General features: G+C 70.8%; 25 protein-coding genes. 16 read left to right on the top strand and 9 right to left on the bottom strand.

The features are described 5' to 3' along the window. Positions 1-21: 21 nt before the first annotated feature. The 5 genes from hutH to ACT3SQ_RS00470 all read left to right on the top strand — a co-directional run bounded on the left by hutH (position 22) and on the right by ACT3SQ_RS00470 (position 5,347). Positions 22-1,581 carry a histidine ammonia-lyase gene (gene hutH, locus ACT3SQ_RS00490; RefSeq protein WP_441445852.1) on the top strand — a complete coding sequence of 520 codons (1,560 nt, stop codon included), beginning with the start codon at positions 22-24 and terminating at the stop codon, positions 1,579-1,581. Between the two features lie 131 nt (positions 1,582-1,712). Beyond that, a complete protein-coding gene (locus ACT3SQ_RS00485) occupies positions 1,713-2,642 on the top strand; it encodes a lysostaphin resistance A-like protein (protein WP_444600751.1) in 930 nt (309 codons plus the stop codon). Between the two features lie 149 nt (positions 2,643-2,791). Beyond that, positions 2,792-3,805, top strand: a complete 1,014-nt coding sequence (locus ACT3SQ_RS00480) for a TerC family protein (protein WP_441445854.1) — start codon at positions 2,792-2,794, stop codon at positions 3,803-3,805. Positions 3,806-3,900: 95 nt separating this feature from the next. Continuing rightward, complete coding sequence (locus tag ACT3SQ_RS00475; RefSeq protein WP_441445855.1) at positions 3,901-5,124, top strand: M4 family metallopeptidase; 1,224 nt, start codon at positions 3,901-3,903, stop codon at positions 5,122-5,124. A 19-nt stretch (positions 5,125-5,143) separates the two neighbouring features. Then, positions 5,144-5,347 carry a hypothetical protein gene (locus tag ACT3SQ_RS00470; protein ID WP_444502149.1) on the top strand — a complete coding sequence of 68 codons (204 nt, stop codon included), beginning with the start codon at positions 5,144-5,146 and terminating at the stop codon, positions 5,345-5,347. 25 nt (positions 5,348-5,372) lie between these two features. On the opposite strand, the gene ACT3SQ_RS00465 is transcribed toward ACT3SQ_RS00470, so the two are convergent. Together ACT3SQ_RS00465 and ACT3SQ_RS00460 are read right to left on the bottom strand one after the other, a co-directional pair. Then, the gene (locus ACT3SQ_RS00465; protein ID WP_441445856.1) at positions 5,373-6,248 is read right to left on the bottom strand and encodes an SDR family oxidoreductase; all 876 of its coding nucleotides are present in this window, start codon (positions 6,246-6,248) and stop codon (positions 5,373-5,375) included. 119 nt (positions 6,249-6,367) lie between these two features. After that, entirely contained in the window at positions 6,368-6,922 is a 555-nt protein-coding gene (locus tag ACT3SQ_RS00460) for a DUF488 domain-containing protein (protein ID WP_441445857.1), read from the bottom strand. Positions 6,923-7,018: 96 nt separating this feature from the next. Here ACT3SQ_RS00460 and ACT3SQ_RS00455 point away from each other — a divergent pair, with 96 nt between their 5' ends. After that, positions 7,019-7,765, top strand: coding sequence for a phosphatase PAP2 family protein (locus ACT3SQ_RS00455; RefSeq protein WP_441445858.1), 747 nt, complete (start codon positions 7,019-7,021; stop codon positions 7,763-7,765). Beyond that, a complete protein-coding gene (locus ACT3SQ_RS00450) occupies positions 7,762-8,850 on the top strand; it encodes a DUF2804 domain-containing protein (RefSeq protein ID WP_441445859.1) in 1,089 nt (362 codons plus the stop codon). Before ACT3SQ_RS00455 ends, ACT3SQ_RS00450 begins: the two co-directional genes overlap by 4 nt. Here ACT3SQ_RS00450 and ACT3SQ_RS00445 read toward each other — a convergent pair. The 3 genes from ACT3SQ_RS00445 to ACT3SQ_RS00435 form a co-directional block, all read right to left on the bottom strand. Beyond that, complete coding sequence (locus ACT3SQ_RS00445) at positions 8,834-9,421, bottom strand: cysteine hydrolase family protein (RefSeq protein ID WP_444600750.1); 588 nt, start codon at positions 9,419-9,421, stop codon at positions 8,834-8,836. The genes ACT3SQ_RS00450 and ACT3SQ_RS00445 overlap by 17 nt on opposite strands. Further along, positions 9,405-9,815 carry a DMT family transporter gene (locus tag ACT3SQ_RS00440; RefSeq protein ID WP_444592017.1) on the bottom strand — a complete coding sequence of 137 codons (411 nt, stop codon included), beginning with the start codon at positions 9,813-9,815 and terminating at the stop codon, positions 9,405-9,407. Before ACT3SQ_RS00440 ends, ACT3SQ_RS00445 begins: the two co-directional genes overlap by 17 nt. A 737-nt stretch (positions 9,816-10,552) precedes the next feature. Then, complete coding sequence (locus ACT3SQ_RS00435; RefSeq protein ID WP_444598833.1) at positions 10,553-12,049, bottom strand: purine-cytosine permease family protein; 1,497 nt, start codon at positions 12,047-12,049, stop codon at positions 10,553-10,555. A gap of 198 nt (positions 12,050-12,247) precedes the next feature. Here ACT3SQ_RS00435 and ACT3SQ_RS00430 point away from each other — a divergent pair, with 198 nt between their 5' ends. Continuing rightward, positions 12,248-13,321, top strand: coding sequence for an FUSC family protein (locus ACT3SQ_RS00430; RefSeq protein ID WP_444598832.1), 1,074 nt, complete (start codon positions 12,248-12,250; stop codon positions 13,319-13,321). A gap of 127 nt (positions 13,322-13,448) precedes the next feature. Here ACT3SQ_RS00430 and ACT3SQ_RS00425 read toward each other — a convergent pair whose 3' ends face one another. Next, the gene (locus ACT3SQ_RS00425; RefSeq protein ID WP_444598831.1) at positions 13,449-14,330 is read right to left on the bottom strand and encodes a hypothetical protein; all 882 of its coding nucleotides are present in this window, start codon (positions 14,328-14,330) and stop codon (positions 13,449-13,451) included. Between the two features lie 104 nt (positions 14,331-14,434). Next, positions 14,435-15,547 (bottom strand): hypothetical protein, encoded by a 1,113-nt coding sequence (locus ACT3SQ_RS00420; RefSeq protein WP_444598830.1) that lies wholly within the window; start codon positions 15,545-15,547, stop codon positions 14,435-14,437. A gap of 176 nt (positions 15,548-15,723) precedes the next feature. On the opposite strand from ACT3SQ_RS00420, the gene ACT3SQ_RS00415 reads away from it, so the two are divergent. Both ACT3SQ_RS00415 and ACT3SQ_RS00410 read left to right on the top strand, forming a co-directional pair. Next, a complete protein-coding gene (locus tag ACT3SQ_RS00415) occupies positions 15,724-16,245 on the top strand; it encodes a PH domain-containing protein (RefSeq protein ID WP_444598829.1) in 522 nt (173 codons plus the stop codon). Positions 16,246-16,370: 125 nt separating this feature from the next. Further along, entirely contained in the window at positions 16,371-17,198 is an 828-nt protein-coding gene (locus tag ACT3SQ_RS00410) for a methyltransferase domain-containing protein (protein ID WP_444598828.1), read from the top strand. An 82-nt stretch (positions 17,199-17,280) separates the two neighbouring features. Here the strand turns inward: ACT3SQ_RS00410 and ACT3SQ_RS00405 are convergent, their stop codons facing one another. Next, positions 17,281-18,144, bottom strand: a complete 864-nt coding sequence (locus ACT3SQ_RS00405; RefSeq protein ID WP_444598827.1) for a DMT family transporter — start codon at positions 18,142-18,144, stop codon at positions 17,281-17,283. 125 nt (positions 18,145-18,269) lie between these two features. Between ACT3SQ_RS00405 and ACT3SQ_RS00400 the strand changes: the two genes are divergently transcribed. Together ACT3SQ_RS00400 and ACT3SQ_RS00395 are read left to right on the top strand one after the other, a co-directional pair. After that, positions 18,270-18,755: a hypothetical protein gene (locus tag ACT3SQ_RS00400; RefSeq protein WP_444598826.1), complete on the top strand. Its 486-nt coding sequence runs from the start codon at positions 18,270-18,272 to the stop codon at positions 18,753-18,755. Positions 18,756-19,204: 449 nt separating this feature from the next. After that, a complete protein-coding gene (locus ACT3SQ_RS00395) occupies positions 19,205-21,004 on the top strand; it encodes a carbohydrate-binding module family 20 domain-containing protein (protein ID WP_444598825.1) in 1,800 nt (599 codons plus the stop codon). 66 nt (positions 21,005-21,070) lie between these two features. Here the strand turns inward: ACT3SQ_RS00395 and ACT3SQ_RS00390 are convergent, their stop codons facing one another. Next, entirely contained in the window at positions 21,071-22,078 is a 1,008-nt protein-coding gene (locus ACT3SQ_RS00390) for a hypothetical protein (protein WP_444598824.1), read from the bottom strand. A 227-nt stretch (positions 22,079-22,305) separates the two neighbouring features. Here ACT3SQ_RS00390 and ACT3SQ_RS00385 point away from each other — a divergent pair, with 227 nt between their 5' ends. The 4 genes from ACT3SQ_RS00385 (at position 22,306) to ACT3SQ_RS00370 (ending at position 26,342) form a co-directional block, all read left to right on the top strand. After that, positions 22,306-23,325 carry a siderophore ABC transporter substrate-binding protein gene (locus ACT3SQ_RS00385; protein WP_444598823.1) on the top strand — a complete coding sequence of 340 codons (1,020 nt, stop codon included), beginning with the start codon at positions 22,306-22,308 and terminating at the stop codon, positions 23,323-23,325. Positions 23,326-23,429: 104 nt separating this feature from the next. Next, positions 23,430-24,431: an ABC transporter permease gene (locus ACT3SQ_RS00380; RefSeq protein ID WP_444598822.1), complete on the top strand. Its 1,002-nt coding sequence runs from the start codon at positions 23,430-23,432 to the stop codon at positions 24,429-24,431. Continuing rightward, positions 24,424-25,581 (top strand): iron chelate uptake ABC transporter family permease subunit, encoded by a 1,158-nt coding sequence (locus ACT3SQ_RS00375; protein WP_444598821.1) that lies wholly within the window; start codon positions 24,424-24,426, stop codon positions 25,579-25,581. The genes ACT3SQ_RS00380 and ACT3SQ_RS00375 overlap by 8 nt, the downstream gene beginning before the upstream one ends. Further along, positions 25,578-26,342, top strand: coding sequence for an iron ABC transporter ATP-binding protein (locus tag ACT3SQ_RS00370; protein WP_444598820.1), 765 nt, complete (start codon positions 25,578-25,580; stop codon positions 26,340-26,342). Before ACT3SQ_RS00375 ends, ACT3SQ_RS00370 begins: the two co-directional genes overlap by 4 nt. Positions 26,343-26,346: the final 4 nt, after the last annotated feature.

The following is a 26,346-nucleotide window of genomic DNA, read 5'->3' as shown; positions in this document are numbered from 1 at the left end:
CCTCCGTCCCGAAAGGACCCCATGACCATCCCCGCCATCGAGCACCCCACAGTCACCCTCTCCACCGCCGGGCTCACCGCCGCCGACGTCCTCGCCGTGGCCCGCCACCGCGCCCGCGTCGAGCTCGACCCCGATGCTCGCGAACAGGTGGCGTCGGTCCGTGCGCACATCGACGCGCTCGCCGCCGGAGACACCCCCGTCTACGGCGTCTCCACCGGCTTCGGGGCGCTGGCCGACACCTCGATCCCGCCCAGCATGCGCCACGCTCTGCAGCGGTCCCTGATCCGCTCCCACGCAGCCGGCGCCGGGCCTGAGGTCGAGACCGAAGTGGTGCGCGCCCTGATGCTGCTGCGCGCCCGCACCCTCGCCTCCGGCCGCACCGGCGTGCGCCCCGTCGTGGTCGAGACGATCCTCGCGCTGCTGAACGCGCAGATCGCCCCGATCGTCCACGAGTACGGATCCCTCGGATGCTCGGGCGATCTCGCACCGCTGTCCCACTGCGCGATCGTGCTGATGGGTGAGGGCCGCGCCCGGGACCGCGACGGCGTGGAGCGCCCCGTGCCCGAGCTGCTCGCCGAGGCCGGGATCGAGCCCGTGCTGCTCGAGGAGAAGGAGGGCCTCGCGCTGATCAACGGCACCGACGGCATGCTCGGAATGCTGCTGATGGCGATCGCCGACCTCGACGAGCTGGTGCGCACCGCCGACCTCACCACCGCGATGTCCGTGCAGGGCCTGCGCGGCCGTGACAGCGTGTTCCGCCCCGAGCTGCACGCACCGCTGCGCCCGCATCCCGGCCAGGAGGCGTCGGCCGCGAACATCTTCGCGCTGCTCGAGGGGTCCGCGATCATCGCCGACGTCGCCGCCGAGGGCTCGCGCGTGCAGGACGCCTACTCGCTGCGCTGCGCCCCGCAGGTCGCCGGCGGGGTGCGCGACACCATCGAGCACGCGCGCACCGTCGCCGAGCGGGAGCTCGCCGCCGCGATCGACAACCCGGTCGTGCTCGAGGACGGCACCGTCACCTCCAACGGCAACTTCCACGGCGCCCCGGTCGCCTACGTGCTCGACTTCCTCGCGATCGTCTCCGCGGACCTCGCCTCGATCGCCGAGCGCCGCACCGACCGGATGCTCGACAAGTCCCGCTCCCACGGCCTGCCGCCGTTCCTGGCCGACGACCCCGGTGTCGACTCCGGCTTCATGATCGCCCAGTACACCCAGGCCGGCCTGGTCTCGGACATGAAGCGCCTCGCGGTGCCGGCGAGCGTGGACTCGATCCCTTCCTCCGCGATGCAGGAGGACCATGTCTCGATGGGCTGGCACGCCGCCCGCAAGCTGCGCACCAGCGTGGAGAACCTGCGCCGCGTGCTCGCGATCGAGCTGCTCACCGCCGCCCGCGCGATCGACCTGCGCGGCCCGCTCGCCCCATCGGCCCCGAGCGCCGCCGCGATCGCCGTGCTGCGCCGCACCGTCGAGGGCCCTGGGCCGGACCGCTTCCTGGCCCCGGACATCGCTGAGGCCGAGGCGCGGCTGCTGGACGGGACCGTGCTCGCGGCGGTCGAGGAGGTCATCGGGCAGCTGGCCTGACCGTCGCTGGGCTCGCCGGGCGGCTGGCCTGACCGTCGCGGGCCGGCCGGCAGGACAGCCGGTGTCGGGCCACCCCGACGATCTGCTCCGGACCCGTGACAAGCCGCTGACCAGGCGTCACGCTCAGGGGCATGACCTCCCTGCACTCTCCCTCCGCCCCCCGTCCGCGTGCCTCCCGACCGCCTGCCGCCCCTCTGCCCGCCGCCCCTCTGCCTGCCGCCCGTCCTTCTGCCGCCCACGGCGGTCGTCGACGGGGCCTCCAGCTGCTTCTGGGCGTCGTGGTCTTCCTCGCCGCCGAGATGACGGTGGTGACCGTCGGCGGCCTCACCGCGAGCCCGTGGATGCTGCTGCTCGGAGCGTGCGCGGGCGCCGCCGTCGCGCTCGGCGGCTACCTCCTGATCGTCGGACTGATCGGCGGCCGCCCCGGGCTCGGCCTGCGCGGGCGCGGCAAGCTCGCCGAGCTGGCGGCGGGCCTGGTGCTCGGCACAGCACTGCTGACCCTCGCCGTCGGCCTCATCGCCCTGCTCGGCGGCTACCGTGTCACCGGAATCTCGGCGTCCCCGCAGCTGCTGGCACCGCTCGCGGTCGGTATCGGAGCCGGAGTCATCGAGGAGATCGTGTTCCGTGGCATCCTGCTGCGCGTGCTGGAGTCCTGGTGGGGCAGCTGGGTGGCCCTCGCAATCACGTCGCTCCTGTTCGGACTGATCCATCTGATGAATCCTGGGGCGTCGATCCTGACCGCGCTCCTCCTCGTGGTCGAGGCGGGGGTCCTGCTGGGCGCCGCCTATCTGCTGACCCGTCGGCTGTGGTTCGCCTTCGGCCTCCACATCGCCTGGAACACCGTGCAGGCCGGGATGTTCTCCTCGGCGGTCTCCGGGACGGGGACGCAGCGCGGACTGCTGGTCGCGGAGATGCACGGCCCCACCTGGCTCACCGGCGGGTCGATGGGCATCGAGGGCTCCCTGCTCACCGTGCTCCTGGGTCTCGGGACGGGGATCGTGATGCTGGTCCTCGCCGCCCGCCGGGGTCATCTGCAGGGCCCGGCGAGGAAACGGCGATAGGAGCCGAGCTCGCACGGCGAGGAGAGAGAGTGTGCTCACTCGGGGCGTGATCGGCTGATCCCGCGAGTACCCTGTGACCGGTGTTGCTCAGCGCAGCCCTGCCCCGGTCACTCGGGAAGACAGCCCGTCACACCTGAAGGATTTGCCCCATGGGAGAGCTCCACCTCGGCTTCGAGATCGGCGCGATGGTCGTGCTCTGCGCGATCCTCGTCGCCGATCTGCTGCTGGTCATCAAACGTCCGCACGTCCCCTCCCTGCGGGAGTGCGCGACCTGGATCGGCTTCTATGTGGGCCTGGCGCTCGTCTTCGCGGTGGTCCTCTACTTCGTGGGCGGCATGCAGCCGGCGTCGGAATTCGTCACCGGCTGGCTGCTCGAGTACTCCCTGAGCATCGACAACCTGTTCGTCTTCATCATCATCATGACGAAGTTCTCCGTGCCGCGGAGATACCAGCAGGAAGCGCTGATGGTGGGCATCATCATCGCCCTCATCGCGCGCGGGCTGTTCATCCTGGCGGGCGCCGTGATCATCGAGAACTTCACCGCCGTCTTCTACCTCTTCGGGATCTTCCTGCTGTGGACCGCATGGAAGCAGGCCCAGGGCGAGGAAGAGGGAGGCTCCGACTCCTTCATCATGCGGACGGTGCGGCGCGTGTTCCCCGTCTCCGACGACTACGACGGCAACAAGCTGCGCACGGTCGTGGACGGCAAGAAGCTCTTCACCCCGATGCTGCTGGTGTTCATCACCCTCGGCCTCACCGACGTCATGTTCGCCCTGGATTCGATCCCTGCCATCTTCGGCGTCACCCGGAACCCCTTCCTGGTCTTCACCGCGAACCTGTTCGCCCTGATGGGTCTGCGCCAGCTGTACTTCCTCCTGGGCGGGCTCCTGGACCGTCTCGCCTACCTGCATTACGGGATCGCTGCGATCCTCGGCTTCATCGGTGTGAAGCTGCTGATCCACGCGATCCACGAGGCTCCGCTGGACTTCATCCCCGGCTTCTCGGTGCTGCAGAAGATCCCCGAGGTGCCGATCTGGCTCTCGCTCGCGTTCATCGTGGTGGCCATGGGTGTCGCCGTGCTCGCCTCTATCGTCTTCGCGAAGGACGAGGTCTCGGAGCCGCAGACGCCCGAGGGCGGGGAGCGCACGACCCTCGAGTCCTGAGCGGGACGACCCGCCCTGAGCGGGACGGCTCGCTCTGAACGGAACGGCCCACGGCCGGGGTTCCGTCTGTCGGGCAGCAGGTCCAGGATGGGGGCATGAACCCCCGAGACGACTGCTCCCGCATCGCGTCCTCCCCGCCTCCCGTGCACGGGATCGTTCCCCCGCACCTGCTGCGGCAGATCGCTCGCGCCGCTCCCGGCGGGCCGGCACGTGCTGCCGAGCAGACTCTCGCCGTCGGCCGCCAGGTGGCCGGCCACCGAGAGGTGCGTGCAGCCCGAGCCCGACGCCCCGGCTTCCCCGGCTCTGCGACGGGACTGCTGCCCCCGCATCTCGAGCAGCGGCTGGCCGGCCGCACGACGGCTGCCCCGCCGACCTCTGCCACGCAGAGCGCCGCCGTGCTGCGGCGCAGCGTCCACGACGCGCAGCACGGCACCGCCCTGCCGGGCGCACTGGTGCGCGGCGAGGGCCAGGCCTCCGCGGGGGATGAGTCCGTCGACGAGGCCTATGACGGCCTCGGCGCCACCTGGGAGCTCTACCACCAGGCCTTCTCCCGCAGCTCCCTGGACGATGCCGGCATGGAGCTCATCGCCACCGTCCACTACGGCCAGGACTTCCAGAACGCCTTCTGGGACGGGGAGCAGATGATCTTCGGGGATGGCGACGGGGTGTACTTCCAGTCCTTCACCAACGCCGTCGACGTGATCGGGCACGAGCTCACCCACGGGGTCGTCCAGTACACCGCCGGGTTGATCTACGTCGCCCAGCCCGGAGCGCTCCATGAATCGATCGCCGACTGCTTCGGCGCGATGGTGAAGCAGCGTCTGCACGGTCAGAGCGCGGAGGAGGCCGACTGGCTGATCGGTGAGGGCCTGTTCACCGACCGGGTCCAGGGGGTCGCGCTGCGCTCGATGAAGGCGCCCGGGACGGCTTACGACGACCCGTTGCTCGGGAAGGACCCGCAGCCCGCTTCGATGGCCGACTACGCCGATCTCCCGCACGACGAGGAGAACGACAACGGCGGGGTGCACGTGAACTCCGGTATCCCCAACCGGGCCTTCTATCTCGCGGCGACCGGGATCGGCGGGGCTTCCTGGGAGGGCGCGGGACAGCTCTGGTATGACGCGCTGACCAGCTCCGGGCTGCCCAAGGACGCGGACTTCGCAACCTTCGCCGCCGCGACGCTCAAGGCCGCGACAGCCCGTCACGGGGACGAGTCGGCGCAGCGAGCCGCCGTCGAAGAGGCCTGGCGTGCAGTGGGGGTGCTGGACGAGGGAGGCGCAGCGGTGGGCGGCGCAGCAGTGAGGAGGACAGCGCCGTGAGGAGGGCCGAGGAGCCATGGTGAGCGAGGAGCGAAACCCGGTCCGTCCTGTCGGACCCGGTATCACCGGAATCCCCACCGACTCCGGGGGCGATGCGGCGTGCTGGCTGGGCGAGCTGTGCCCGGAGTGCGGCGCCGTGCCCGAGGGGGAGGGGGCGCTGGATCCGACCGTGCCCTGCTGGCGCTGCGGGACGGTGCGCGCGTCCCCCACAGACGGCGAGTGAGACCCCAGCGCCGGGCCGTGCCCGCTCACACCGCCGGCGTCGCGAAGCCCCCGTTGGAATGCAGCAGCTGGCCCCGGATCCAGGATCCCTGCGCGGAGACCAGGAAGCGCACCAGATCCGCGACCGTCCCCGGCCCGGCGAGCTCCCCGCCCGGCATCTGCGCGGCGACGGAAGTGCGGATCTCCTCGTCCATCCAGCCGGTGTCGATCGGGCCGGGGTTGATCACGTTGGTGCGGATGCCGCGGTCCGCGAGCTCACGGGTGCCCGCCAGCACCAGGCGATCCAGCGCTCCCTTGGTCGCCCCATAGGGGAGGTTGTGCACGGTGTGGTCGCTGGTCAGCGCGATGACCGCGCCCCCGGAGGCGGCAGCGATCGACGCGTCCGGCGCGCCCGGTGAGACTGCCCGGACCTGCTCGCCCGGATCAACCTGCCCACCCGGCTCGACCTGCTCCGCGAAGGCCTTCAGCAGCAGCCAGCTTGCACGCACGTTGACCGCATAGTGCCGATCGAAGCTCTCGACCGTGGTGTCCAGGAGCGAGGAGTCCACCGACTCGCAGTGGCTCATCACCAGCACCCCCAGCGGGCCCAGCGCCTCGCACGCACGGCTGACCACCTGCGGCGGGAGCTGCGGGTCTGCGAGGTCCCCGGGGATCAGCACGACGCGGCGGCCGACGGCCCGCAGCTCCTCGGCGAGCAGCTCCACATCCGAGTCCTCGCCGAGCACCCGCCGGTCGTAGGGGGCGTGGAAGGACAGTGCCAGGTCGAACCCGTCGGCGGCGAGGCCACGCGCGATCGCGGCGGCGATCCCGCGGCGACGGCCGACGCCGGTGAGCAGAGCGGTGCGGGGCAGATCCGCGGAGCTGCTGGAGGTGCTGGAGGAGGTGGAGGTGGGGAGGTGCATGCGGCTGACGGTACGGCGCGGTCGCCCCCTCCGGCCACCGGTTTTCCCGGGCCCGGAGCCGGTCACTCAGCTCGTTGGCTCCCGCGCTCCCCGCGGCGCCTCCTGCCGGCGTCGCCGGTTCAGGCGTCCTTCTCGTCGGCCCGGTCCCAGACCACGTGGCCGTCCTCGCCCAGCCGTGCCCCCTCGCTCGGCTCGTGCGATCGCTGCTTGCCGTCGGGCATGAGGTCCGCGACCTCGACCTGGTGCTCCATGAGCATCACGTCGGCGATCAGGCGGCGATGGCAGCGCCACCACACCGCCTCCGAGCACATCACGGCGGTGCGGGCGCGCGCCACGTCGCCGAGCAGCTCCTCGAGGCCGGCGCGGAACTCCTCGCTGCGGGTCCAGCCGGCGTAGGCGCGGAACTGCTTCACTCGCCACCAGGTGTCGGGGGAGGCGGCATCCTCGTCCTTGGTGAGCCGGCGCCGCCCTCCCAGGCGCTCGTCCCAGCGGTAGCCGATCCCCGCCTCGGTGCAGATCTCCTCGACCGCTCCGCGGGCGGCAGCATCGTTGGTGCGGGAGCCGGGGAAGCGGCGCACATCCACCAGCTGCTGGATGCTGGCGCCGCGGAGCAGATCGCTGAGCTCCGTGCGTGAGAGGGTGCCGTGCCCGACGGTGAGCAGGGAAGCAGTCATCAGCCCAGTATGTCGCGGGGCCCAGCTCCCGGCAGGACCGAGCGGTCGGTGGCAGGTGGCACGGTCCACCCAGGCACCGCGGGGCAGACTGAGCACATGGACAACAGCGCGGCGCCGGGGCCCGATCGCCCAGAGGCACGGCGGCAGGCGATGGCGGTCGGCCTGACACTGCTGGTCCCGGGGCTGGTCCCGGGGCTGGTTCCAGTGTTGATCGCGGTGGTGCTGGGATGGGCGCTGCGCGCTCTGCCCGCAGTCGGTGCGTGGGACCTCTCCCTGGTCATCGCCGCGAACCGCTCCCTGGACGAGAGCGCTGCGCGCCTCGCGATCGGGATCGATGTCGGCTTCGGTCCGGTCCTGGCGATCGCCCTGGTCGCCCTCGCCGCGCTCGTGAGCGGGGTGCTGCGCCGCAGCCGCTGGGCCGCGATGCGGGCGGCGCTGCTGGTCGCGGTGCCCTGGGCACTGGTGGAGCTGATCAAGCTGCTCGTGCGCCGCCCGCGCCCCGACGGTGAGCTGCTGCTGCAGCACCTGGTGCCCGAGCCGCTCACCTTCAGCTATCCCAGCGGGCACACCGCCTGCGCCGCCGCGTTCGTCACCGTGATCGTGCTCGCCCTGCCCGCAGGCTGGCCCCGCCGGATCGCCCTCGCGCCTGCCGTGCTGCTCGCCCTGGTCACGGCCTGGTCACGGGTCGCGCTCGGCGTCCACCACCCCTCCGACGTCCTGGTCTCGCTGCTGCTGGTACCGGTGCTGTGCCTGCTGATCGCGCGGCTGTTGGACCTGCTCCACGCCACCCTCCGACCCCGTCCCCAGCCCCGCGCCCGCCCCCAGGAAGTGACCCAGGCATGATCCCTGAACATGAGCTCACCGCGCCCGTCTCTCTCACCACGCCCGACGGCGAGCTGAACCCCGCGGCCCTCGGCTTCACCCGCACCCCGCTCCATGACACCTCCGGGATCGGCGGGCGTCACCGCTGGGGCCGCAACAAGCGCTGGGAGTACTGGAACGTCATCACGCCGCAGCACATCCTCGCGGTCACCGTCTCCCACGTCGACTACCTCGCACTGCACGCGGTCTGGCTGCTGGACCGGACCAGCGGCGAGGTGATCTCGCGCGATGCGATCTTCCCGCTGGGCCTCGGCGCGACCCTGCCCGGCTCCCTCGGTTCCGGACCCGCCAGCGGCCGGGCGCCCGGCCTGCAGCTCCAGATCGAGGAACAGATCGACGAGCAGTTCGAGGAGCAGACCGACGAGCAGACCGACGAGCAGACCGGTGGCGGCGGCACCCGCCTGGTCGGGGCGATCCCGCGCTTCGCCTTCGACCTGGTCGCCGAGCGCCCGGCCGGCCACCAGGCGATGGGAGTGGTGGTCCCCTGGCACCGACGCACGCGCCGAGACACACGCTGCGCCACGCCGATTCCGTGCTTCCAGTACACCGTCAAGGACGTCGCCCGGCCCGCCCACGGGGTGCTGGTGATCGACGGGGGGCGCCATCCGGTCGAGGCGGCGTGGGCGGTGCTCGACCACGGCCGCGGCCGCTGGCCCTATCGGGTGCGCTGGAACTGGGCAGCCGGTTCCGGGAGGGTCGACGGGAGGGTGATCGGGCTGCAGCTCGGCTCGAAGTGGACCGACGGTTCGGGCGCCACCGAGAACGCTCTGGTGGTCGACGGGCAGCTGAGCAAGATCAGCGAGGAGCTGCACTGGGACTACGACCCGGCTGACTGGATGCGGCCCTGGCGCATCACCGGCCAGCGCGCCGACCTCACCCTCACCCCCTTCCACCGCAAGCACGGCAGCACGCAGGCGCTGGTGATCGCCTCGCGCACCGATCAGCTGTTCGGCACCTGGAGCGGCTGGGTGCGCGACGACCGCGGCGAGCGGATCGACGTCGGCGGGATCGAGGGCTTCGCCGAGGACGTCACCAACCGCTGGTGAGCACCTGGTCGGTGGAGCGCAGATCCACCTGCGGCGGGAACAGGCTCATGGTGTGCAGGGCGGGCGGGCCGTTCTCCGCCGCGGAGTGGGCCACGGCGTCGGTGACCACGGTCAGGCGCACCCCGGCATCGGCCGCAGGGAGCACCGTGGAGATCACGCAGCAGTCCGTGGTCACGCCCGTGACCAGCAGGTGTGTGCGCGGGTTCGCGGGCCAATCCACCCGCTGCGCCAGCTGCGCACCCCATTTGCCGAAGGTCGGCTCGTCGATCGTGGGGTGGGCGGACAGGCCGCGTGCGGCATCGACCAGGTCGTAGCGCGCGTCCTCTGCCGGGACATCCGCGAAGGGCCAGGCCCGGAAGTAGTCGCCCCAGGCGGTCGCCCGGTCGGCGGTGGGCAGCCAGCGCGTGACCAGGGTGCGCTCGGGGCCCACGGCCTCCGCCAGACGGGCGATGTTCTCCATCGCCGCAGGGAAGAACGGCGAGCACCACTGGGAGCGGGGGTCGGCGAAGATCCATTGCGGGTCGACGATCAGCAGCCAGGGCGCCGGGTTCGCCTCAGGGGCAGGGGGCATGGGCAGGATCCTCTCCAGGGCGTGCAGCGGTGCACGAGGCGGGGTCAGAGCAGGTGGGGTCTGAGCACGGGTGGTCAGTGCGGGTGGGGTCAGAATAGTCGGCGCGCTGGCGCGGCCGGAGGGCGGCGAGCACCGCCGGCGCGACCGCGAAGGCCGCCCCGGCCAGGCACAGCACCCCGCCTATCGCCGCCAGCGGAGGCGGCACCTCGCCCAGCAGCAGCCAGGCCAGCACCACGGTGAAGGCGGGCACCAGCAGCGAGGAGGAGCTGAGCAGCCCGGCGCCGGTGTGGGTCAGGGCGTAACCCCACAGCAGGAAGGCGAGCGCGGTGGGGAACACCCCGAGATAGACCACGCCCAGCACTGTGCTGACGGGCGCCGCGCCGACTTCCGCCACCAGCGCTGGCGCGAAGGGCAGGCAGGCCAGAGCGCCGGCCAGCACCCCCGATCACCGTCATCGAGGTGGAGTCGACGTGGGCGAGCAGCAGCTTCTGTGCGAGCACGCTGCCCGCGTAGAGCAGCGCCGCCACCAGCCCCAGCACCACCCCCAGCCCGGAGAGGTCGCCGGTGGAGGCACCCACCGTGATCAGCACGATCCCGCTGAAGGCGACCAGCACCCCGGCGAGCAGCCGCACGGAGAACCCCTCCCCGAGCAGCAGCCCCGAGGCGACCGCCACGATCAGTGGCGCGAGGTTCACGAGCATCGCGGCGGTCGCCGGATCCAGGAACAGTTCCGCGGCGTTGAGCACCACGAGATACACCGCGAACCAGGCGACGCCCCAGCCGATCACCGCGGCCCACAGCCGCCCGCTGCGAGGTCGGCGGACCCGGCCCAGGAGCAGCAGGGGCAGCAGGACGGTCGCCGCGGAGCCCACCCGCAGCAGAGCCATCGCGCCGGGGGAGAAGTCGTTCCCGGCCACCCGGATCACCAGGAAGGACGAGGCCCACATCAGCATCACCCCGAGCGCGGCGAGCCACGGCAGGGCGGGATGGGCGGGGGAGGGATGCATGGACCCATCGTGGACCCTGCGGGGCGGGCGCGGCATCCCTGCCCAGGACGGACAGCCCGGCGTCCCGGCTGCCTTACAGCCCGGTTGCCCGGCGTCTAGGCAGTCTTGCAACCCGGCAGTCAGCTCAGCGCTGTTCCTGGCGGCGGATCTTCCCGCGCCGCGCGATGAAGGTCACCACGAAGCCGAGCACCAGCGCCAGCAGCACGCCGATGTTCGAGTACGCCCAGTTGCCGTCCCAGTAGGAGCCGGCCGGGTCCTCCACGTAGGTGCCCAGGCCCAGCGGCTCCAGCAGGTAGCCCTGCCAGTTGTTCCAGGAGGCGGCCTCGGTGAAACCGTTCACGACCAGGCCCCAGCCCAGGATCGAGGCGACCACCATGGTGATGATCGAGGTCCAGTCGAAGGCGCCGTAGCGTCCGGCGGGGTCGAACAGGGCCTTCTCGTCGTAGTCCGCCCGGCGGGTGAGGATGTCGGCGATGAGGATCCCGGCCCAGGCCGCGATCGGCACGCCGAGGGTGATCAGGAAGCTCTGGAACGGCTCGATGAAGCTGGTCGCAAAGAACGCCACCCAGATGGTGCCAGCGGTGAGGATCAGCCCGTCGACAGCGGCGGCGGCCGGGCGGGGGATGCGGATGCCGAGGCTGATGAGGGTGAGACCCGAGGAGTAGATGCCCAGCACCGCGCCGGAGACCAGAGTCAGCACCGCGACGATCCAGAAGGGGATCAGCGCCCACAGCGGCAGGATCGTCACCAACGCGCCGATCGGGTCGCCCTGGATCGCCTTGCTCAGGCCCTCGTCGGACCCTGCCAGCAGCAGCCCGAAGATCACCAGCACCACCGGGGCGGCGGCGCCGCCCACGGTGTTCCACAGCACGATCGAGCCGTCAGACGCAGTGCGCTTCTGGTACCGCGACCAGTCGGCGGCGATGTTGATCCAGCCCAGCCCGAAGCCGGTCATCACCATCACCAGTGCGCCGATCATCGCCTGCGGGGAGCCTGAGGGGGCGGAGAGCACGGCGTCGAGGTCGATGTGGGGGATCGTGAGGATCATGAACAGGATCGTCATCGCGCCGGTCGCCCAGGTCAGGACGGACTGGAGCTTCATGATCGTGTGATAGCCGAGCACGCTCGCACCCACGATCAGAGCGGCGATGAGGATCGCGGCGATCACGGTGACCGCCTTCCCGGAGGCGAGGCCCAGCACGTCGAACACGGTCGCGGTGGCGAGCACTGCGGAGATCGCGAGCGAGGTCTCCCAGCCGATCGAGGTCAGCCAGGAGACGATCCCGGGCACCTTCTGCCCGTGCACCCCGAAGGCCGCCCGCGAGAGCACCATCGTCGGGGCGCTGCCGCGCTTGCCCGCGATCGCGACCAGCCCGCACAGCAGGAAGCTGATGATGATGCCGATGATCGCCACGACGGTGGCCTGCACGAAGCTGATGCCGAAGCCGAGCAGGTAGGAGCCGTAGCTCATGCCGAACACGGAGACGTTCGCGGCGAACCAGGGCCAGATCAGATCGCGCGGCTTCGCGACGCGTTCGGACTCCGCGATGATCTCGATGCCGGCGGTCTCGATGACGCCGGCGCCGCCGACGGGGGCGGGGCTGCTCTCAGGGGAGGACATGGCTGCTCCGGGGAGGAGGGGTCCGACGGGGTCGGACGACGGGAAGGCGAGGACTGCCGTGAATTCTCCCACGGAAGCGCACGGGACCACCGGTCGCCCGGCGCGGCGGCGGGAACGGGGAACGGGAGCGGGACGGGACGGGGGAGAGGCACGGGGCGGGGAATAGGATGAACGCCGCTCTCAGCCGAAAGGAGTCTCGTGTCCTCAGCCCTCGCTCGGGTCCGGTCCGCAGCCCAGAGGATGGTCAGCCTCGCCCCCGGACGTGTGGACCATGTCCCCGCGTTCCGGATCGCGATCGGGCTGGCGATCCCGATGGTCGTGCTGCTGCTGACGGATCGGGTCGACTGGGCGATGTACGTCGGGTTCGGTGCGTTCACGGGCATCTACTCGAAGTACGAGCCCACCCGGCTGCGGTTCCGGCGCCAGTCGCTCGCCGGCGCGATGCTCACCGTCTGCGTGACGATCGGGGCGGCCCTCGCACAGCTCGGCGAGTCGATGTCACCACTCGCGGAGTCCTGGACGGCGCTGCTGGTGGGCGCCGTGATCGCCGGACTGAGCGCCACCTTCGTGCTCGCCCGCGGGCTCAAGCCGGGCGGGGCGATCTTCCCGCTGTTCGCGGTCGCGGCAGTCGCGGCGGCCCCGCCGGCCGCACCGGTCTGGGTCGCCTTCCTGATCGCGGGCTCCTGCGCGAGCCTGTGCGTGGGGCTCGGGCTGCTCGGCCACTGGGCAGGGGAGCGGCACCCGGGGGCGGACGCACACCCGGCGATGGAGACCTGGACCCGGGCGCAGCTGGGCGCAGAGTTCGGCCGCTTCGCGCTGGCCGCCGCGATCGCCGGCGTCCTGGGCCTCGCCTCAGGCCTGCCCTTCCCCTACTGGGCGCAGATCGCGGCGATCGCGCCGCTCGCCGCCCCCGGCCGCACCCTGCAGATCGAGCGCGGCCTGCACCGCGTGATCGGCACGACCCTCGGAGTGGTCACCACCGCATTCCTGCTGTCCTTCCCCGCCGAGCCGTGGCAGCTGGTGGTGTGGGTGGTGGTGCTGCAGTTCATCGCCGAGCTCTACGTGATGCGCAACTACGCCTTCGCCCTGCTGTTCATCACCCCGCTCGCGCTGCTGATGGTGCAGCTCGCCCACCCCCAGCCGGTGGGGCCGACGCTCGAGGCGCGCGTGGTCGAGACCGCGATCGGCGTCGTGGTCGGCATTGCGATGGTCGTCGCGGCGGCGCTGTGGGACCGACGCTCAGCGCGGCGAGACGCAGCCGTCGAGGGCTGAGGTCCCCAGCTGCCGCTCCCGTCCGCGCATCTGCCGTGCCTCAACCGTGCCTCAACCGTGCCTCTGCCGCGCCTCAACCGTGCCTCGGCCGCGCCTCGGCCGTGCTTCAGCCGTGCATCGGCGCGCCTCAGCTGCCTGGGGATGCTTCCGGTTCCTCGTCGCCGAGGGCACGGGGGATCATCACGTCGATCACGCTGAGCAGAGTCTCGGCGGAGACGTCCGAGATCTGCAGCTCGTCGTCGGCGGTGGGCTCCTCCCCGAGCGGTCCGTCGTCGAGCACCCGGACCCGGTCGGAGGTGGCCACGATCGTGGCCTGCCGCCCGGCGCCGTCGGTGACCGCCGTGAGGACGGACAGCGACCTGGTGTCGGCCACATCGAACGTGGATCCGGCCTGAGCGCGGGTGGTGGTCTCGGGCTCGCCGTCCTGGTCCGCCGCCTCGAACGGGTCCACGAACTTCCGGATCCGGCGCGGGACCGAGCCCAGGTCCGGGACGCTGAAGTGGTGGAAGCCGTCGACGGAGATGAACTCCTCGAGGATCCCGCTGCGGGGGAAGAGGTAATGGGCGAGGGTCGTCGAGCCGCCGTTGAGCGTGCGAGTCGTGGTGACCATCGCCTCCGGAATGCGGCGCAGGGCGATCACCCCGGCCAGCCGACGGTCCAGCTGCACCGGACGGCGCTCGACGTCTGCCGGTCCGGAGACGACCTTGCCCTCATCCTCGACGCTTTCGGTGCCGGGTCGGACCAGCCCGCGAGCAGTCAGCGAACGCAGTGCGGCAGCGGCTGAGGACGCCTCGTCGACCATGTCCTGACTGAGATACGGACTGCCCAGGATCTCGAGGGCGGAGGCACCGTCGAGCCCCATGATCTCCTCATCGGTGAGGGTGAGGAAGACGTCCGGCTCGGTTTCAGTCGTGGCCAGCACCTCCATCGCACCGAGCATGTCGCGCTCGGTGATGGAGGGCTCGGTGATGGACGGCGCGGAGGGCGGGGTCTTGGCGGATTCGCTCATGCGGGGTCGGCTCCCTGGGGATGGACGGGTCGTCGCAGCGGACGGACCGATTCGGTGGTGCTCATGGGGTGTCGGCGGGCGGGTTCAGGCTCTCACGAAGAGGCTCACCACGGCAGGGCGTCGGCGAGCCCGTCGACGGCATTGGAGACGCCGTCGCTGACGGAGTCCACGACATTGCCCACGCCTTCGGAGACAGCTCCGGCGGTGTCGCCGACGAAGTCCGTCGTGCTGTTCCAGGCGTCCGTGGCTGTCGAGGAGATCGTGTCCCAGTTGTCGTAGACCATCTTGCCAACGTCGGCGAGGGCCGCGCCGCCGGAGATGATCGCGCCGGCCGCGACCAGCGGCCCGCCGATGACCGCACCGACGCCGGTGGCGGACAGTGCACCGCCCGCCAGCATCAGCCCGCCACCGACGGCGCTGGCACCCCCGGTGATCGCACTGAAGGTATCGCCGCTCTTGATCCCCTGGATCATCTGCAATCCGCCCGTGAACACGTCCAGCGCCGGGAGCGCTTTGCCGAGGTAGGGGGCGACGTCGTCGAGGAACGGCGCGACCTTCGAGAGCTTGCCGGCGGCGTCGTCCACCCAGCCGAAGAGGTTCTTGTTCCCGAGGCCAGTGGGGACGTTGAAGGGCAGCTGGCCGATGAGCTTCTTCGCCAGGCCGCTGAACTCAGAGCCGACGCCGTAGACGGAGTCGGTGATGTCCTTGCCGTACTTCCAGGTGCCGGCGGCGAGCTGGAAGATGTCCTCGGCGCCCTTGATGAAGTCCGTGGAGCGGTCGATGACCCGCATGATGTCCCAGACCTTCTTGCCGCTGCTGAAGGCCTTCTGTAGCTTGTTGAACACGCCGATGCCGTCGTTGACACCGCCGAGGAGGCGATCGAGCCAGGAGCCCTCACTCTCGTCGCTGCCCTGACCGCCTCCGCTGCCCTGGCCGCTGCCGGACTCGCCATCGGAGGCCTCGTCCTGCTCCTCGGCGTGGCGCTCGAGCTCGCTGCCATGATGGGTGATCTGCGAGGTGACCTCCTCGAACAGCGCCACGGTGCGGGAGCTCCACTCAGCACGGAAGGAGTCCGCGTCGGGCCCCTGCCAGATGCTCTCGTCCATGACCGCTGGTTCGAGTCGCGCGCGCAGATCGCCGATCGCGGTCGCGCGGTCGCGCAGCAGCGCGGAGTGGTCGCGCAGCTGGCTGGTGTCGGCGCCGTAGAAGCCGCTCATGCCTGTCCCCTCGTGTCCTGGCCGGTACCTGGTGCGGAGGTGCTGTGCGCTCCGTCCGACCCACGTCCCGACCACAGTAGGGCGCGCGCGGCGGATGCACGATGGGGAGGACTCCCCATCGACCCGCCGGGGCGGGAAAACGTGCACGTCGACCCGGCGGACCGTAGGCTCGCACCATGGGGAAGAGACTCGATCGATACCGTGAGGCGGCCGAGCTGCAGAGGTCGGTCCGGGAGGCGCACGGCCAGGACGCCGACGCCGTCATGGCCCAGGCGTACGCTGAGAGCGCGAGCAGCGGCCGGGCAGAGCGGACGTACCGCGAGGCCATGGCCCGCAATCGAGGGTTGCGCTTCCGTGCGGCGGATGGGAATCTGCCGCAGCAGGTGCTGCATCCGGACGAGACGGTTCACGACGTCGCGGTGGGAGCGCTCCGTTCAGACACCTTCCCGCTGCTGATCGTCACCGACCGCAGGATCCTGCACGTGATGGACCGATTCCGCGGCTGGACGATCCTCGAAGAGGCCCCCGCGGCGGAGATCGTGGGCGCGGAGATCGAGAAGCGGCTGCTGTCCGGGAGGTTCCGGGTGCAGGTGCGCCATGGCAAGGACATCACCATGAAGATCAGCGAGTGGACGCGGAGCCAGGAGGTCCTCGGCCTGGTTCAGCGCCTGGCCGCCGGTGGTGCCCCACCGCGCTGAGCCCGTCGGCGCCGCCACCGCGCTGAGCCCGCTCTGCCGCCCGGATCCCGCTGGTCGTGCGCCGCGGAGTCCGGTGGGTGGCCGGGCCGTGGTCGCTCCGACCGCGCCGGGTATGGTCCGGAAGCATGTCAGATCCCGTCGCAGATCCTTCGAAGCGCCCTGCCTACACCCACGGCTACGGTGCCGCGGTGCTCGACAGTCACCGTCACCGCACCGCCGAGAACTCCGCCGCCCACCTGCTTCCGCATCTGCGTGAGGGCATGCGCCTGCTGGACGTGGGCAGCGGCGCGGGGACGATCACCGCAGGCCTGGCCCGGATCGTCGGCCCGGAGCACGTGACCGCCCTGGAGGTCACCGAAGATGCTGCCGCTATCACGCGCGCGGAGCTCGAAGCTCAGGGCCTGGGCAGCGTCGAGGTGGTGGTCGGGGACGCGCACGAGCTGCCCTTCGCGGACGACGCCTTCGACGTGGTCCACGCGCATCAGGTCCTCCAGCATGTGCCCGGCCCTGTCCAGGCCCTCGCCGAGTTCCGTCGGGTCACCCGCCCGGGCGGGATCGTCGCGGTGCGCGACAGCGACTACGAGGGCTTCCGCTGGTGGCCCGCCCTGCCGGGGTTGGACCGCTGGCTCGAGCTGTACCTGCGCGCCGCCCGCGCCAACGGCGGCACCCCGGATGCGGGCAGGCGCCTGCTGGCTTGGGCGCGAGAGGCGGGGTTCACTGACGTCTCCGCGAGCACCTCGACATTGCTGTACGCCACGGCATCGCAGCGCGAGATCTGGGCCGCCAGCTGGTCGGGGCGGATCACCTCGCCCCCGTTCGCACAGCAGCTCGAGCGTGAGGGCTGGGCCGATGCGGCCGAACGGGAGCAGATCGGCCAGGAGTTCCAGCGCTGGGCCGCGGATCCCGCCGGCTGGTTCAACCTGCTCCACGCGGAGATCATCGCCCAGGTCTGAGCACGGGCGATGGTGCCCGCCGCGAGTGCCTTCGCGGCACCTGGGCAGAGCCCTCGCGGCACTCGGCAGAGCCCCGCGAGGCTCAGAGCGTGATCAGCACGATCCCGGCCAGCACGATCCCCGCGCCCAGCAGTCGTCTCAGCGGGTCCGGCTCCTTGAACAGCCACCACGCCAGGAGTGACCCCACCACGATGCTCGATTCGCGGGCGGGCGCCACCAGCGACACCGGTGCGGTGCGCATCGCCTCCAGGACCAGCACATAGGCCAGCGGCGACAGCACCGCCACCGTCGCGATCTCCCGCCATCGGGTGCGGAGCACCGGGCGCAGGCGGTCGCGGTGCCGGCGCAGGAGCGTGGGAGTCATCAGCACCACCTGCCACAGGCAGCTGATCACGAAATAGGTGGCCGGTGGCAGGCCGAAGGTGGTCACGCTGATGCTGTCCCACAGGGTGTAGGCGGCGATCGCGACGCCGGTCATCGCGCCCCAGGCCACGCCGGCGCGGACCCCCTGGCGGCCGGTGGCGGTGCGGCCGGTCGCCACCACCACGATCCCGGCGATCACCGTCAGCGCACCGAGGGCTGCCGCCCAGCCCGGACGCTCCCCGAGCACCAGGATCGCAACCACCATGCTCAGCACCGGACCGACCCCGCGGGCGACCGGGTACACGACCCCGAGGTCCGCCCTGGCATAGCCGGTCTGGAGGGTGAGCTGATAGGCGATGTGGAGCACTCCGGAGATCAGCGGCGCGAGCAGCAGGGCGGGGGAGAGCCCGAGGTCCGCCTGGATCAGCGCGTAGATCGCCAGCGGCGCCCACAGCAGCACCGAGGCCAGGTCGTAGCACCACACGAAGGCATAGCCGTCGGTGTCCACGCGCTTGGCCGCGAGGTTCCACAGCGCGTGGCAGAGCGCCGCCGCGAGCACCAGGGCCAGGACGGAGGCGCTCATCGGGGTGCGGGGAGCAGAATGTGCATCGTCACAGTCTCCTGCCTGTGGCCAAGGAGGGGTCGACAGACTCACGACACGACCCTATTGTTGAAAACGAAAACAATCCTCTCTGAAAGGCTTCCGTCATGGCCCTCAGCACCGCCATCCTGCGCGCCGTCCCCGGCGCCTTCATCCTCAACTCGGGCATCGGCAAGCTCGGCATGGACGAGCAGACCGCCGCGCATCTCCAGGCGATGGCCGTCAACGGCATCCCCGCGGTCGAGACGCTCTCCCCGAAGCAGTTCGGGCGGCTCGTCGCGTTCGGCGAGATCGCCGTGGGCTCCTCCCTGCTGCTGCCCTTCGTGCCCACCAAGGTCGCGGGCCTCGCGCTCGCCGGGTTCTCCGGCTCGATGCTCTCGATGTACTTCCGCACCCCGGAGATGACCGAGGCCGATGGCGTGCGTCCCTCGCAGTCCGGGACCCCGCTGGCCAAGGATTCCTGGATGGCGGCGATCGCCCTCGCCCTGATCATCGGCACCGGCAGCGGCTCCCGCGAGGCGAAGAGGGCCGCCAAGCAGGCCGAGAAGCGCGCCGTGAAGCTCGAGTGCGCCCTCGAGAAGCAGGCCGACTGACCCCCGGCCCCGGCCGGGCCCCCGCCCCGCGCCGGCCGGGCCCCCGCCCCGCACCCGCCGGTTGTGCCCGCTGTGCTACCGTTCCTGGAAGCACAGCGGGCACAACGTTGAGATGGCGAGGGCGCGGGAGAGCGTGAGGTGAGGTGAGGGGAGGTGGAGGGGGATGCTCTGCGGTCGACCCGACGCGGAGGTCCTCCGGAACCTGGAGTGCAAGATCTTGCATCGCGGTGGCGTCAGATGTCCGCCGTCGCCGGATTCTTGCTCACGCTTCTGACCTGCATGAACAATCGGAAATCGGGCAGGTTTGACGGAACCCCTCGACGGCACGAGCTGAACTCGCTACTCTCCTTCGCAAGCGTACGCGTCCCTTCGCAAGTTCTTGCATCCCCGATCCGGCTATGACGCCGGGGGTCGGCCCCAGTGGTCGGCCCATCCCCAGGAGAGAACCCATGCAGCACTCCCCCATCGGCACAGCGGCCCCGCGCCCGCTGATCCGCCTCGCCGCAGCCCTCGCCCTTGCGCTCCTCCTCGCCGTCGCCGGCTCCCCGGCCACCTCCCCACCCGCACAGGGCTCGCCCCCCGTGCCCAGCGGCGGTGCCACCTCGGAGAACGGTCGTGGCGACGTCATCCTCAACCTCTTCCAGTGGACCTGGGACTCCGTGGCCGCGGAGTGCACGAGCACCATCGGCCCCGCGGGCTTCGGCTACGTCCAGGTCTCCCCGCCGCAGGAGACGATCCACGGCACGGACTGGTGGACCTCCTACCAGCCCGTGAGCTACAAGATCGAGGGTAAGCTCGGCACCCGCGCCGAGTTCGCCGCCATGGTCGAGACCTGCAACGCCGCCGGCGTCGAGGTCATCGCCGACGCCGTCATCAACCACACCACCGGGACCGACGGCGGCTCCGGCACCGGCACCGCCGGAACCCCCTACGGCATCGACTACTTCCCCGGCATCTACGGCGCCGCCGACTTCAACGACTGCCGCACGAACATCAGCAACTACCAGGATCGGTTCCAGGTGCAGAACTGCCGCCTGGTGTCCCTGCAGGACCTCCGCACCGGCTCCGAGTACGTGCAGAACACCCTCGCCGGATATATGAACGACCTGCTCTCGCTCGGCGTCGCCGGCTTCCGCATCGACGCCGCGAAGCACATCCCCGCGAGCGACCTGGCGGCGATCAAGGCGAAGCTCAGCGACCCGAACGCCTACTGGGTGCAGGAGGTCATCGGCGCGGCCGGCGAGCCGATCCAGGAGTCCGAGTACACGGGCACCGGTGACGTGCACGAGTTCGACTACGCCCGCCAGCTGAAGTCCGACTTCGACGGCTCGATCGCGAACCTGCAGCACATCTCGAACGGCAAGCTCCCCTCCGCCCAGGCCGGGGTGTTCGTCGACAACCACGACACCGAGCGCAACGGCGAGACCATGAACGAGACCTGGGGTGCGAAGTACGCCCTGGCCAACACGTTCATGCTCGCCTACCCCTACGGGTCCCCCTCGGTGTACTCCGGCTACACCTTCACCGACAAGGATGCGGGCGCCCCCGGCGCCACCGCGACCTCCGTGCCCGACGCGAGCTGCGACTCCGACGCGTGGACCTGCACCCAGCGCTGGACCGAGATCCAGGGCATGGTCGGCTTCCACAACACCGTCGCCGGCACCGCGCTGACGAACTGGTGGGACGACGGCGGCAACCAGATCGCCTTCGGCCGCGGCGACAAGGGATTCGTGGCCATCAACAACACCGGCTCCGCGACCACCCGCACCTACAGCAGCTCGCTGCCTGCGGGCACGTACTGCGACGTGGTCGCCGCGAGCGACTGCTCCGAGACGATCACCGTCGCGGCCGACGGCACCTTCTCGGCGACCCTCCCCGCCTACGGGGCGCTCGCCCTGCACGTGGAGAAGACCTCCGGCGGCACCACGCCGGATCCCGACCCGGGCACCGAGCCCGTCGCCGGGAAGGCCTCCGTGAGCGTGCACGCGAGCACGGTCTGGGGCCAGGAGGTGCGGATCGTCGGCTCGGTGCCTGAGCTGGGCGGCTGGCAGCCCGCCTCCGGCGTCGCCCTGGACCCCTCGGGCTACCCGAGCTGGACGGGCGGCGTGGACCTGCCGGCCGGCACGAGCTTCGAGTACAAGTACGTGAAGGTCGACGACTCGGGCGCCGCCGTCTGGGAGTCGGGCGCGAACCGCACGGCGACCGTCGGCGCCGACGGGACGCTCGCTCTCACGGACACCTGGAGGTAGGCTGCCGCCGCCGAGCCGCCGGGGCCGACGGGATCGCCCGTCGGCCCCGGTCGGCGCCCGCGCCGCTCAGTAGACGCGGAGGCTCGCGATCATCGCGTCCAGATCCGCGACCTGCTGCTCGTGGCCGAGCGCGGCGCCGCCCTCGAAGACCGCGGGGCCGTCCGGTGTGTCGACGACGATGACCACGTTCCGCCAGGCGTCCGTGGTGCGCATCAGTGCGAGCTCGGAGACCTGCAGGTCGCCCGAGACGATCCAGCCGGGATGGCCGTCGACCTCGATCGCCTCGTCGCGGTAGGCGGCGGCCTGCGCCGGCTCGCCGTACAGCTCCTTCGCCTCGTCGCGGGTGTTCGAGCACTGGAAGATCGCGCGGGCCGTCGCCTCCGCGCCGGGGTAGCCGCCCTCCTCCTCGGGCCACTCGACGGCGCCGACGGAGGCGACGGAGTACCAGCCCGCCTCGACCGGCTGATCGGCCGAGTGGACGTCGGTCATGTATATCGCGCTGCGGCCCCAGTTGGAGCCGGTGTTCCAGCCGGCCAGCACCGCGAACTCGAGGCCGCCGCCGCGCACGGACCCGTCGACCTGCTCGGTGGTCTGCCGGTTGCCGGGAGAGGTGCACTCCACGGTGGGCGCCTCGATGGTGGTCAGCGACGGGTCCTCGCTCGGCTCGGACTCCGTGGTGGGGACGACCTCCGACGGGGTCGCGTCCTCCGACGGGTCCGGCTCGGTGCTCGCGGGCTCGGAGGTCACCGTCGGGTCCTCGCGGTCGGGGGAGAGGACGGTCTGCGAGAGGATCAGCGCGCCGATCGCGAGGACGGCCACGAGGACCACGCCGCCACCGACGAGCAGCGCGATCAGCGGCCCCTTCCCGCGCCCGGAGCCGGGCTCGCGGGGGCCGGTCAGGCCGGGGTCGCCGCCGAACGGATCGCCGGGGCCGCCGGAGGATCCGCCGCTCCCGCCGGAGGATCCACCACTCGCGGACACGCCGCCGGAGAAGTCGGGCAGGCGCGGGGCGCCGCCCCCGCCGCTCCCGCCGCCGGAGAAATCGGGCAGCTGCGGTCCGTTGCCGTCGGTCATGGGTCCCCCTCGGATCCGTGCGCGCACCCGCCCCTGCTCCCCGGGTGCCGGGACCACCCTAGCGGCGCGCCGGGCCCGCCGTCCGATGGGGTATGAGACGAGGGTCACTGTCCAGTCCGTGGAATAAAGCAAGTCTGAAGTGGCGAAATAGCGGGAGGTGAGGCTAGCCTTAACTCGTCCCCGCCGGCGGGGAGCCCATCCCTTCCCTCACGACGATAGAGGTCCCTATGACTCCGCTACCCTCGCTCAGCCGACGCACGCTCGGCGCCGCCTCCCTGGCCGGCGCCTTCGGCCTGTTCCTCACCGCCTGCGGCGGCTCCACCCAGGCCGCCGACGGCTCCGCCGCGAGCGGCGCGGGCGGCGCGCCGGCCGGGACGGTCGAGGTCGAGGACAACAACGGCGCCCAGACCGTGCAGACCCCGCCCGCCTCCGTGGTCGCGACCGACAACCGCACCTTCGAGACCCTCGAGGCCTGGGGTGTCACCCTGACCGCCGCGGCTCGCGCGCTCATGCCGACCACCATCGGCTACAAGGACGACGAGTCGATCATCGACCTCGGCAACCACCGCGAGCCCGACCTCGAGGCTGTCGTCGCCGCCGAGCCCACGCTGATCATCAACGGCCAGCGCTTCGCCGACTATCACGATGACTTCGTGAAGTTCGCGCCCGACGCGACCATCCTCGAGCTCGACCCGCGCGATGACCAGCCCTTCGCCGACGAGCTCAAGCGCCAGGTCGCCGTCCTCGGCGAGGTCTTCGGCAAGCAGACCGAGGCCGCACAGCTCGGCACCGACCTCGATGCGGCCATCGAGCGCGTCACTGCGGCATACAACGGCTCGGACACCGTCATGGCCGTGAACACCTCCGGCGGCGAGATCGGCTACATCGCCCCGGGCAAGGGCCGCACCCTGGGCTGGGCCTTCGACGCACTCACCCTGGTGCCCGCGCTCGAGGTCGAGGGTGCGAGCGACGACCACCAGGGCGATGACATCTCCGTCGAGGCGATCGCCTCCTCGAACCCGGACTGGATCCTGGTGATGGACCGCGACGCGGCCGTCTCCGCCGACGATCCGGAGTACAAGCCCGCCAACGAGCTGCTGAGCTCCTCCGAGGCGCTCGCAGGGGTCACGGCGGTGGCTGAGGGCAACATCGTCTACATGCCCGCGGACACGTACACCAACGAGTCCATCCAGACCTACACCGAGTTCTTCACGGCTCTGGCTGACGCGCTCGAGGCCAAGGCCTGAGCCACGTCCCCCAGCGCTGACCATCGTGCGGCGGGCAGGACCGACAAGGTCCCGCCCGCCGCACGGCGCGTGCTCCCGCATTTCTGCCCCTTCCAGGAGACCTGATGTCCACTCCCTCGCTCACCACCGCGTCGCCCCCGCAGCGGCGCCGCGGTCGTGAACGGCTGATCGACGGCAAGCTCCTGATCGGCATCGTGCTGGTCGCGCTGCTGCTCGTCGCCTCGCTCTTCACCGGCGTCTACGACGTCTTCGGCACCGAGAACGGCGCGGAGATGTTCGCCATCACCCGCATCCCCCGGACCGTGGCACTGGTGCTGGCCGGCGCCGCGATGGCGATGTCCGGGCTGATCATGCAGCTGATGACGCAGAACCGCTTCGTGGAGCCCTCGACCACCGGCACCACCGAGTGGGCGGGGCTGGGACTGATCCTGGTGATGATCTTCGTGCCGGGGGCGGGCCTGCTGACCCGGATGACGGTCGCGATCATCTTCTCCTTCGTGGGGACGATGGTGTTCTTCCTGTTCCTGCGCAAGGTCACCCTGCGCAGCTCGCTCATCGTGCCGATCATCGGCATCATGCTCGGTGCCGTCGTCGGCTCCGTCTCCACCTTCGTGGCGCTCCAGTTCGATGCGCTGCAGAACCTCGGGGTCTGGTTCGCCGGGTCCTTCACCTCGGTGCTGCGGGGCAGCTACGAGGTGCTGTGGATCGTGCTGCTGGTCGGCGTTGCCGTCTTCATCGTGGCCGACCGGCTCACCGTCGCCGGGCTCGGCGAGGACATCGCCACCAACGTGGGCGTGAACTACCACCGGGTGCTGCTGATGGGCACCGGGCTGGTCGCGATCGCCACGGGCGTGGTCACCGTGGTGGTGGGCAACCTGCCGTTCCTGGGCCTGATCGTGCCCAACGTGGTCTCGATGGTCCGGGGCGACGACCTGCGCTCGAACCTGCCCTGGGTGTGCCTGCTCGGCATCGCGATCGTCACCGTCTGCGATCTCATCGGCCGCACCATCATCATGCCCTTCGAGGTTCCCGTCTCCCTGATCCTCGGGATCGTGGGGGCGGTCGTCTTCATCGCCCTGCTGATGAGGCAGCGCCGTCATGGTTGAGCGCAACCCCGCACCCCAGCGGCTCGCCCAGTCCCACGGCGATCGCCGTCTCGGCGGGATCGACACCGAGGCGCCGAGCACGGAGATCAGCACCTCCCCGGCAGATCTCGTCGGCGATCTCGAGGTGATCGGAGCCCCGCGCAGCACCCGCAGCAGCTCCGGCGCCTTCCGGGACGTGAAGTCCCGCCGCCGCTACTGGATCGTGCTCACCGCCCTGACGCTGCTGGCGGCCGGCTTCGCGCTGGGCCTGCTCGCGATCGGCAACCCGATGCCGGTGGGCTCGCGCGGCTTCTGGTTGATCGCCGAGATGCGCGCAACCTCCCTGATCGTGATGGCAGTGGTCGCGTTCTGCCAGGCGATCGCCACGATCACGTTCCAGACCGTCACCAACAACCGCATCATCACCCCCTCGATCATGGGGTTCGAGTCCCTCTACGCCGTGATCCAGACCGCCGCCGTTTACACCCTCGGAGTGGCCGGCGTGGTCGCGCTGAACGGCACCGGGCAGTTCCTGGTGCAGGTCGCGCTGATGGTGGGGCTGTCGGTCCTGCTGTACGGCTGGCTGTTGCGCGGCAAGTACGCGAACATCCAGGTGATGCTGCTGGTGGGCATCATCATCGGCGGTGGCATGGGGGCGGTCTCGACCTTCATGCAGCGCCTGCTGACCCCGAGCGAGTTCGACGTGCTCACCGCCCGGCTCTTCGGCTCGGTCACCAACGCCAGCGCCGAGTACCTGCCGTTCGCGATCCCGATGATCGTGGTGGCCGGTCTGCTGATCTGGCTGAACGCCCGCAAGCTCAACGTCATCTCGCTGGGCCGCGACGTGTGCATCAACGTCGGCGTCGATCACGGCCGGCAGACCATCTACATGCTGGTGCTGGTCTCGGTGCTGATGGCGGTCTCCACCGCGCTGGTGGGCCCGATGACCTTCTTCGGCTTCCTCGTGGCGACCCTCGCGTACCAGCTGGCGGGCACCCACGACCATCGCCTGCTGTTCCCGATCGGGGCGCTGACCGCCTTCGTGGTCCTCGCCGGCGCGTACTTCGTCATGAACCACGTGTTCTACGCGCAGGGCGTCGTCTCGATCATCATCGAACTCGTCGGAGGAACCGTGTTCCTCATCGTCATCATGAAGAAGGGGCGCCTGTGATCGCCATCGATGCAGTGCGGAAGCGCTACACCTCAGGGACCGAGACCGTCACCATCGGGCCGGTCACCACGAAGATCCCCTCCGGCGGGGTCACCGCGCTGGTGGGGCCGAACGGGGCGGGCAAGTCCACGATGCTCACCATGGTGGGACGCCTGCTGGACATCGACGAGGGCGCGATCGAGGTGGCCGGGTACGACATCTCCTCGACCGCCTCGAAGGACCTCGCCAAGATCCTCTCGGTGCTGCGCCAGGAGAACCACTTCATCACCCGCCTCACCGTGCGCCAGCTGGTCGGCTTCGGCCGCTTCCCCTACTCCAAGGGGCGCCTGACCAAGCTCGACGAGCAGAAGATCACCGAGGCGATCGACTTCCTGAACCTCGACGAGCTCGAGGACCGCTATCTCGACCAGCTCTCCGGCGGGCAGCGCCAGCGCGCCTACGTCGCGATGGTCCTCGCCCAGGACACCGAGTACGTGCTCCTGGACGAGCCGCTGAACAACCTCGACATGCGCCACAGCGTGCAGATGATGGCCCGGCTGCGCGACGCCGCCCGCGAGCTGGGGCGCACCATCGTGGTGGTCCTGCACGACATCAACTTCGCCGCCCACTACGCCGACCACATCATCGCCATGAAGAACGGCGGCGTGGTCGAGGCCGGCCCGGTCGACGAGATCATGAGCGGCGACGTCCTCACCCGCGTGTTCGACACCCCGGTGCAGGTCATCGACGGGCCGACGGGGCCGCTCGCGGTCTACTACTGAGCCG

Origin of the sequence: Brachybacterium sp. AOP42-C2-15 (genome assembly GCF_052377065.1) — a bacterium.
Taxonomy (GTDB): domain Bacteria; phylum Actinomycetota; class Actinomycetes; order Actinomycetales; family Dermabacteraceae; genus Brachybacterium.
The sequence above is the reverse complement of the archived record's forward strand: the minus strand, read 5'-3'. Positions and strand labels throughout refer to the sequence as shown.

Bases quoted from the DNA above. Each gene is read 5' to 3' on its own strand.
- ACT3SQ_RS00390 (WP_444598824.1), bottom strand. From the start codon at position 22,078: ATGACCGACGGCAACGGACCGCAGCTGCCCGATTTCTCCGGCGGCGGG.
- ACT3SQ_RS00480 (WP_441445854.1), top strand. From the start codon at position 2,792: ATGGGAGAGCTCCACCTCGGCTTCGAGATCGGCGCGATGGTCGTGCTC.
- ACT3SQ_RS00415 (WP_444598829.1), top strand. From the start codon at position 15,724: ATGGGGAAGAGACTCGATCGATACCGTGAGGCGGCCGAGCTGCAGAGG.
- ACT3SQ_RS00450 (WP_441445859.1), top strand. From the start codon at position 7,762: ATGATCCCTGAACATGAGCTCACCGCGCCCGTCTCTCTCACCACGCCC.
- ACT3SQ_RS00380 (WP_444598822.1), top strand. From the start codon at position 23,430: ATGTCCACTCCCTCGCTCACCACCGCGTCGCCCCCGCAGCGGCGCCGC.
- ACT3SQ_RS00475 (WP_441445855.1), top strand. From the start codon at position 3,901: ATGAACCCCCGAGACGACTGCTCCCGCATCGCGTCCTCCCCGCCTCCC.
- hutH (WP_441445852.1), top strand. From the start codon at position 22: ATGACCATCCCCGCCATCGAGCACCCCACAGTCACCCTCTCCACCGCC.
- ACT3SQ_RS00460 (WP_441445857.1), bottom strand. From the start codon at position 6,922: ATGACTGCTTCCCTGCTCACCGTCGGGCACGGCACCCTCTCACGCACG.
- ACT3SQ_RS00395 (WP_444598825.1), top strand. From the start codon at position 19,205: ATGCAGCACTCCCCCATCGGCACAGCGGCCCCGCGCCCGCTGATCCGC.
- ACT3SQ_RS00425 (WP_444598831.1), bottom strand. From the start codon at position 14,330: ATGAGCGAATCCGCCAAGACCCCGCCCTCCGCGCCGTCCATCACCGAG.
- ACT3SQ_RS00375 (WP_444598821.1), top strand. From the start codon at position 24,424: ATGGTTGAGCGCAACCCCGCACCCCAGCGGCTCGCCCAGTCCCACGGC.
- ACT3SQ_RS00405 (WP_444598827.1), bottom strand. From the start codon at position 18,144: ATGAGCGCCTCCGTCCTGGCCCTGGTGCTCGCGGCGGCGCTCTGCCAC.
- ACT3SQ_RS00420 (WP_444598830.1), bottom strand. From the start codon at position 15,547: ATGAGCGGCTTCTACGGCGCCGACACCAGCCAGCTGCGCGACCACTCC.
- ACT3SQ_RS00445 (WP_444600750.1), bottom strand. From the start codon at position 9,421: ATGCCCCCTGCCCCTGAGGCGAACCCGGCGCCCTGGCTGCTGATCGTC.
- ACT3SQ_RS00455 (WP_441445858.1), top strand. From the start codon at position 7,019: ATGGACAACAGCGCGGCGCCGGGGCCCGATCGCCCAGAGGCACGGCGG.
- ACT3SQ_RS00385 (WP_444598823.1), top strand. From the start codon at position 22,306: ATGACTCCGCTACCCTCGCTCAGCCGACGCACGCTCGGCGCCGCCTCC.
- ACT3SQ_RS00465 (WP_441445856.1), bottom strand. From the start codon at position 6,248: ATGCACCTCCCCACCTCCACCTCCTCCAGCACCTCCAGCAGCTCCGCG.
- ACT3SQ_RS00410 (WP_444598828.1), top strand. From the start codon at position 16,371: ATGTCAGATCCCGTCGCAGATCCTTCGAAGCGCCCTGCCTACACCCAC.
- ACT3SQ_RS00485 (WP_444600751.1), top strand. From the start codon at position 1,713: ATGACCTCCCTGCACTCTCCCTCCGCCCCCCGTCCGCGTGCCTCCCGA.
- ACT3SQ_RS00435 (WP_444598833.1), bottom strand. From the start codon at position 12,049: ATGTCCTCCCCTGAGAGCAGCCCCGCCCCCGTCGGCGGCGCCGGCGTC.
- ACT3SQ_RS00400 (WP_444598826.1), top strand. From the start codon at position 18,270: ATGGCCCTCAGCACCGCCATCCTGCGCGCCGTCCCCGGCGCCTTCATC.